Annotated in this window: 6 protein-coding genes; 3 read left to right on the top strand and 3 right to left on the bottom strand. The window is 39.8% G+C overall.

Translation table 11 applies throughout. The features are described 5' to 3' along the window. Positions 1 to 687 precede the first annotated feature (687 nt). The gene (locus F6J99_RS39740) at positions 688 to 1779 is read right to left on the bottom strand and encodes a DUF1822 family protein (RefSeq protein WP_293121662.1); all 1092 of its coding nucleotides are present in this window, start codon (positions 1777 to 1779) and stop codon (positions 688 to 690) included. Between the two features lie 725 nt (positions 1780 to 2504). Beyond that, a complete protein-coding gene (locus F6J99_RS39735; RefSeq protein ID WP_293121660.1) occupies positions 2505 to 3644 on the bottom strand; it encodes a hypothetical protein in 1140 nt (379 codons plus the stop codon). Between the two features lie 351 nt (positions 3645 to 3995). Here F6J99_RS39735 and F6J99_RS39730 point away from each other — a divergent pair, with 351 nt between their 5' ends. From F6J99_RS39730 to F6J99_RS39720, 3 genes are read left to right on the top strand one after another with little or no spacing between them, the layout of a single operon-like run. Beyond that, positions 3996 to 4283, top strand: coding sequence for a hypothetical protein (locus F6J99_RS39730; protein WP_293072378.1), 288 nt, complete (start codon positions 3996 to 3998; stop codon positions 4281 to 4283). A 52-nt stretch (positions 4284 to 4335) separates the two neighbouring features. Beyond that, positions 4336 to 4557, top strand: coding sequence for a hypothetical protein (locus F6J99_RS39725; protein WP_149031169.1), 222 nt, complete (start codon positions 4336 to 4338; stop codon positions 4555 to 4557). Between the two features lie 11 nt (positions 4558 to 4568). Further along, complete coding sequence (locus F6J99_RS39720) at positions 4569 to 5393, top strand: transposase family protein (protein WP_293121657.1); 825 nt, start codon at positions 4569 to 4571, stop codon at positions 5391 to 5393. 291 nt (positions 5394 to 5684) lie between these two features. Here F6J99_RS39720 and F6J99_RS39715 read toward each other — a convergent pair whose 3' ends face one another. Further along, positions 5685 to 6158: a DUF1822 family protein gene (locus tag F6J99_RS39715; RefSeq protein WP_293121655.1), complete on the bottom strand. Its 474-nt coding sequence runs from the start codon at positions 6156 to 6158 to the stop codon at positions 5685 to 5687. Positions 6159 to 6390: the final 232 nt, after the last annotated feature.

Genomic DNA, 6390 nt, shown 5'->3' with positions numbered 1-6390 from the left:
TAGTAGTCAGTTCTGAAGCTGCAGGCAAGTAACCTGTCATTTCGAGTGTTGGGCGTGACCCTTCTTCACCAATTTCTAAGCGTACCTGAAACCCCTGCTGCTGGGAATCACCATCTAGACTCAGGACAACTAACTTTCCCATTTTTGGTAATTAGTTATTAGGTATTAAGTATTAGTAATCGATAACAATCTTCCCCATTACCCGTTACTTTTTAATAAATTTTATGCAATAGGGATGGATTTATAGACGATGCTTTCCCTGAGTCAGTTTCTCAATAAAAAACCAGCCCTGGTTACTCGGGCTTTTCTATAATCATACCAAATCCCCTGTTATAAGCGTTATCCCTGACGACTAGACGTCGCGACTATAGGAGCCAAATCCACCTGCGTGGGATAAATTAAAAAAGGGTTATCCCGGATTTGGGATGAACTATTTCACAACACTTATAAGACGAGGGTAGTGCTTATCATATTAATGAGGTACATTCAATTTTCCCATGGATCACTCCCTACTCCCTACTCCCTACTCCCTACTCCCTACTCCCTAATCCCTAATCCCTAATCCCTACTCCCTACTCCCCAAAATGTACCTCACCTATTTGATAAATGCTAGATATCTAATTAATAATCTGATTAAAACAAGGCGCTTGTTTAAGAAGCATATTGGTAGCACAATCCCCCCTAAGGTCAGATTAAGAAATTTTCTGTAATACTAACATCATTCAAAACTAACTTAATGCTAAAATGTTCTCCCGGTTCACCACTTACTTGCAACTTAATATTTTCCGTCTCTCTGGCTTGGGTTTGAATCACCGCAATTCCCTCGTGATCCAGCACCATAATCTGTAGATTCTTGGGAAGACGGTCTGCACCACCAGGAGGAAAGAGTTCAATGAATATATTCATTTTGGGTGAATCCGTTGGATGTAGCTCCACAAATAAAGCCACCTTCTCGGCACCCCAGGCAATTTCCGAACCGAGTAGCTTACCTCGTTTTACTCCCACGGTAGTATGCAATCCTTTACTAGGTTGATCAAAGGGGAAACTTCTGAAATCAAGCATTGGCTCCGGTGCTGGCGGTAAGATAGTTTCCACTGTCTTCCAATCTGCCTCAAAACTATTCTCTAACCACTGCCTTAATCGCACTACTGGTGTCTGATTTTGTGGTTGCTGTTGTTGGGTAGGGTGTGTTTGCATAGTGTTGGACGGTGAACCATCGGTACACAAGACCTTGGGTTTGAAACCATGACTATGGCTCCACTGCTTTGCCCCTGCCTGGGATAGGGGAGATTGCCGATACTCTCTAATGTGTGGCGGTAACTCTTTCAGGGTTCGCAATTGGTTGAGGGGTAATTCTTCTGTTAGCACTGTATCAGCAAATCCTACCAGACTTGCCTCCTCCAATGCTTGATCAAGCTCCACCGCCACATAACCAATTCGTTCCTGCCAGACTGCTGCTGGAACTTTGACACACTTAGCCTCAGGTAAAACAAGTCTACACTCCAACTTACCATGATTTTTCACACTCAGATCCGCAACATCCATCAGGGTTTGCATCACTGGGTTCCAACTGTCGCTTTCCTCTAAGTTTGTCTCAAATCCCATACACCGCAAGTAAAAGTTAACTGCATACACTGCCAGAGTATTGAAATAAACCTGTTTGGCTTTAGTCAAATTAGCTTGGTGCTGTTGAAATTCCTTTGCTCTGCGATGTGCTGCTAAAGCTAGCGGAACTTTAAAGGTTAAGGGTTTAATGTACGACTTAATGGTAGACGTCATGATTACATCCTGTGCTGAGTCCAATCATAGTATTCCCTAACGTAGGAGCATAATCTAGCTAGTCATCCTAAGTCCTAGGTGAATAATATTTCTGAACAAAATAGTATTGAGTTTGTTTTGATTAATAAATGTTAATTTGGGATGCTCTGGTCTTATCCCAATTCCCTAAAATCAGCCTACCAATACTGTAACATAAATTCCTATCATTTTTTTCTTTGATAGGTAAAAATTAACTTGATTTAAAAATACTTAAAAAAAAGGATGCAGCGCTATGTAAAAAGCGTAAGTATTCAGCTATCAGCTATCAGCTATCAGCTCTCAGCTCTCAGCTCTCAGCTCTCAGCTCTCAGCTTTTGAATAAAACAAGTAAGCATTGGTTTAATCTGAGTGAAGTCCCAGCGTAGAAGCCTGTGCCAAAAAGCTGAACGCGCACGCGTGAGCCTTTAGCTCACGGCTGACGGCTGACGGCTGAACGCGCACGCACCTCAAGTAGCGCATATGCTTACTAAAAAGCTTTTTAATTCCCTGTTCCCTGTTCCCTGTTCCCTGTTCCCTGTTCCCAGCGCCTTTTAATTTTTAACATCCCTGAAACGGTATTAAGCAGCCTGAGCCCATTTAGCTGAATGTCGAAGTTAAATCAATCACATCTTTGCAAACACCCTAGTATATTTTAAACTAGTATAAGTTGGGTTAATTATCTTGATATTATAATGATTTTATGCCAACTATTCCTGTATAGACTTTTTAATCTTAGGAGCTACTTCCTTAAGACAACGTTGGTAGAAATGACTTAGTGTAGGAACACTAATTCCGAATAATTTAGATATTTCTTTCCATTTTTTTCCGTCTAGATAGGCTAAAGCGATAGTTTGAAACGTTGCTTCAGGATGGTTTCTAATATGCTTTTGAAATAGCCGATCAGGGTCTTCATCAATGTATTGTCTTACTTTTTCAGACAAGGGAATATCTATTTCCGATTGTGGTATATTTTCGATAGTAATTAATTTTTTATTTAGTCCAGATAACGTTGATAATAAAGGGAGAGATGCTTGAGCCATCTCGAACAATAATGTATTGACATAAATTGGTTTTTTGGTTAGTAACTGGGATAAGTTTAATAAGACAATCAGGATATAAAAAACTTGCCATCCCTGATCTATTACTGTAATTCTCCCTTTAAGGATTAGCTGAAACCAAAGCAAAACCGTATCATTTTTTGTCTTTTTAATCAGACGTTTCAAATCAGATTGAGTTCTAAAAACTTTGTTGTATTGAGATTGTATAAAGGGTTCGTTAAGTTCTTTGCGGACTTCTTGTAACATCACATAAAGACGAAAATTCACCCACTTCAGAAATTTGCCCTTGTCAGGATTGTAGACATTGATGTTTTGAAATACAAACCCTAAGGTTCTAATTACTGCATCTTGATAAACATCAATAGAAAAGCCAGGGGGATGGTACAGTTTGCCGGAAATTTGCAAAGCATTGATTAATTCTGTTAAAGCATACAGTCGTTCTTTAGTATGAGTTTTTTGTCCTTGCGCTTCTATGGCGAGTTGTTCAAGGCGATAGTTATCTATTACCTTTTTAAAGGCCATATCTCGCCAAGATGTCCACTCTCTGTCAGAAATAAATTGTGGGCTATACCTATCAATAGTCTGCTCTAGATCCTGGGTTAGCTGTTTCTGCACTGCCTCCAAAATATCTCGATAAATACCAGATAGAGGTTGACCTTTGGATGGGCGGCAAATTTTACGCGATCGCAAAATTTGCTTAACCAGTGTTCCTAAAGCTTGCTGCCGCTCTTGAGTATCCCGTGGATAGCTTTGCACTTGGCATACCAGCTGCCTAATTTGCTCTTTCATCGCTATCAATTAGAAAGACTGACCTGCTTACTTATCTAGCTGAGCTCACATTTTTATGGGTTAATTTACAAAACTTTATTTTTTGCCAGAATTATAGAATCCTAGGGTGGGCAGTGCCAAGCAACCCGATGGGCAAGCTTTGTGAATCTGTACGATGCACTGCCGACCAAACATCAATCGTTTGGGTCAATTCTGATCCGGAGATCCCAAGTGATTAATCCTAGGGTGGGCAGTGCCAAGCAACCCGATTGGCGTTGCTTAATAATGAAATGATAAGAGTTTTTAGGTGCGCTTTCCGCATCTAATTATTAAATTCGCCACGGGTCGCACCTGTGGAATCGGCATCTGGCTGTGGAATGGGCATCTTGCCGTGGAATGGTCATCTGGCTGTGGAATGGGCATCTGGCTGTGGAATGGGCATCTGGCTGTGGAATGGGCATCTTGCCCGTTTCATTTGTGCGCAGGCAGGATGCCCACACCACTGATATTCATTCCTTGATTCAGCAACGACAGAAAATGAGGGTGAGCTTTTTGGTGGTGCGTTACGGGGCGGACTATCCCAACACTGGCTACGAGGCGAAAAATCCGAGGCTTTCCGCCCCTAACGCACCCTACGCACTAGACCTCTCCAACAAATAAATTTATGGTAAAATAAGAGGATAATAACAGATTAATTTTAGTAATATTATCCATGAGTTATACTTGGAATTATATCCAGAAAAATCCTAAACAAACCAAACGATTGCTAGGGATAAATCATGAACAACTCTCTCAACTGATAGAACAAGCTAAGTTATTACATCGTCAACATCAAGAAAAAAATCAAAATCAAAAAGTCCGGCTAATTAAGCCTGGGGGAGGTGCTTCACAAAAATTATCACTTGAAGACCAAATAGTTTTGACGTTGTCTTGATGCAGTCGCTCATGGGGGAAACCCCCTGTTCCCTTGCTGCATCGCTAATTTACTTACGACATCACATAAACTTTCAACTTCTAGGACTACAGTTTCAGGTGAGTGAATCTACAGCAAACTCTACTTTTAACTACTGGCAATCTCTTTTCAGGGAAGCTCTACCAGCTTCTTTATTAGAACAAGTAAAAAAGTGCGAAGAAGAGTCGGAGATAATTCGGGAAGCTTTGACTGAGTATGAGTTAATAGTAGATAGCGCTGAACAAGTCAGGGAAAGACCTTTGGCCGTAGGCCACGCTACGCGAACAAATTATCATCATCAAAAAAAATTCTATTCTGGGAAGAAGAAAAGTCATACATTTAAAAACCCATTTATTGTGTTGCCAAAAGGGGAAGATATTGTGGACGTAGTCGTGGGCAAACCTGGCCCCAAAAGTGATATAAATATTTGTCGGGAAAGTTTAAAAAAATTTGATGATAAACAACGACTGAGTGGAGACAAAGCTTATGTGGGAGAAGAACAAATAAAAACTCCCCATAAAAAACCAAAAAATGGTGAATTAACCTCACAGCAAAAGAAATATAACAAGCTATTATCTTCAAACAGAATATTTGTAGAACACGGAATTAGATTGGTGAAAATTTTTAAAATAGCAGGAGAAAGGTTTCGCCTAAATTCTAGTAAATATTCTGAGGTGATTTTGACAATATGCGGTTTAGTAAGATTGAGAACAGGAGCCTTAGTATTACAAGTAACAAAAGCCTCTGAAAGTGCTGAAACAATTGAAGTTTTATCTGCTCATAGTTTTGGTGCTAAATTAACATCAATAGCTTCGTAAAGCCTATTATAGCGTTAATTCAACGTAAAATTGACTTGGTCAATTTGAGGGCTGAAAAGCAGTTACTGAGATACTTTCAAGTTTTTGGAGAGGTCTACTAAACAACCTTCAACCTTTTAGAATGTATAATTTAGAATTTGGAATTTGGAATTCTGCCTTATGCCTTCTGCCTTCTGCCTTATGCCTTCTGCCTTCTGCCTTCTGCCTTCTGCCTTCTGCCTTCTGCCTTCTACATTCTTAATTCTACATTCTTAATTCTACATTCTGCCTTCTGACAGAAAACCTTCAACATTAAACCTCTCGACTATCGGTGGATTTTCTGGGTAAATCCTGAAGGTATTCTGGAAAATATGCCATCGGCTGCAACTGCCTTAACGGTAACTCATTAGTTGTAACATTTTCCACAAATCCCAGCAGTTTTGCTTCTGTCAAGGAGTCATTCAGTTGCACCGCTATATAACCAATTCTGTCTTGCCAAACTTCTTCTGGGACGTAAACAAACTCGGCATCTGGTGAGACTGGTTTACATTCGAGCTTGCCATAATTTTTAACCACTAAATCACCCACATCTAGGAATGTCTGCATGATCGAATTATGGCTATCACTAGAGTATAAATCAGTTTCAAATTCTAGACCCTGTAAATAATCATTAACTGCATACACCGCCAAGATATTGAGATAAACCTGTTCGGCTTTTTCCAGATTAGATTGCTGTTGGCAACGCTTTTCTGCTAGCTGATGGGCTGCTTCTGGTAGTGTGACCATAAGTAGTATGAGTATAATTTGACAGGCTGGTGTGGCTGAGCAATCTCTCTAGTTTAGCCTTATCAATCAATTATCAACTCTATGGGTAGTATAATATAGATAGTAATAATTTAATTTAACCCCTACAGTTGATGTAGGTTTATGTATGGCTAAGATTAAGCAGCGATTTTTTTAGATCACTTTTAGCTCATTTAGTCTTCTATATATCTCTTGATTTCAGGGGCTAATTTTA

It is taken from the genome of Moorena sp. SIO4G3 (assembly GCF_010692305.1).
GTDB lineage: Bacteria > Cyanobacteriota > Cyanobacteriia > Cyanobacteriales > Coleofasciculaceae > Moorena > Moorena producens_A.
The sequence above is the reverse complement of the archived record's forward strand: the minus strand, read 5'-3'. Positions and strand labels throughout refer to the sequence as shown.

Bases quoted from the DNA above. Each gene is read 5' to 3' on its own strand.
- F6J99_RS39740 (WP_293121662.1), bottom strand. From the start codon at position 1,779: ATGACGTCTACCATTAAGTCGTACATTAAACCCTTAACCTTTAAAGTT.
- F6J99_RS39735 (WP_293121660.1), bottom strand. From the start codon at position 3,644: ATGAAAGAGCAAATTAGGCAGCTGGTATGCCAAGTGCAAAGCTATCCA.
- F6J99_RS39725 (WP_149031169.1), top strand. From the start codon at position 4,336: ATGAGTTATACTTGGAATTATATCCAGAAAAATCCTAAACAAACCAAA.
- F6J99_RS39720 (WP_293121657.1), top strand. From the start codon at position 4,569: ATGGGGGAAACCCCCTGTTCCCTTGCTGCATCGCTAATTTACTTACGA.
- F6J99_RS39715 (WP_293121655.1), bottom strand. From the start codon at position 6,158: ATGGTCACACTACCAGAAGCAGCCCATCAGCTAGCAGAAAAGCGTTGC.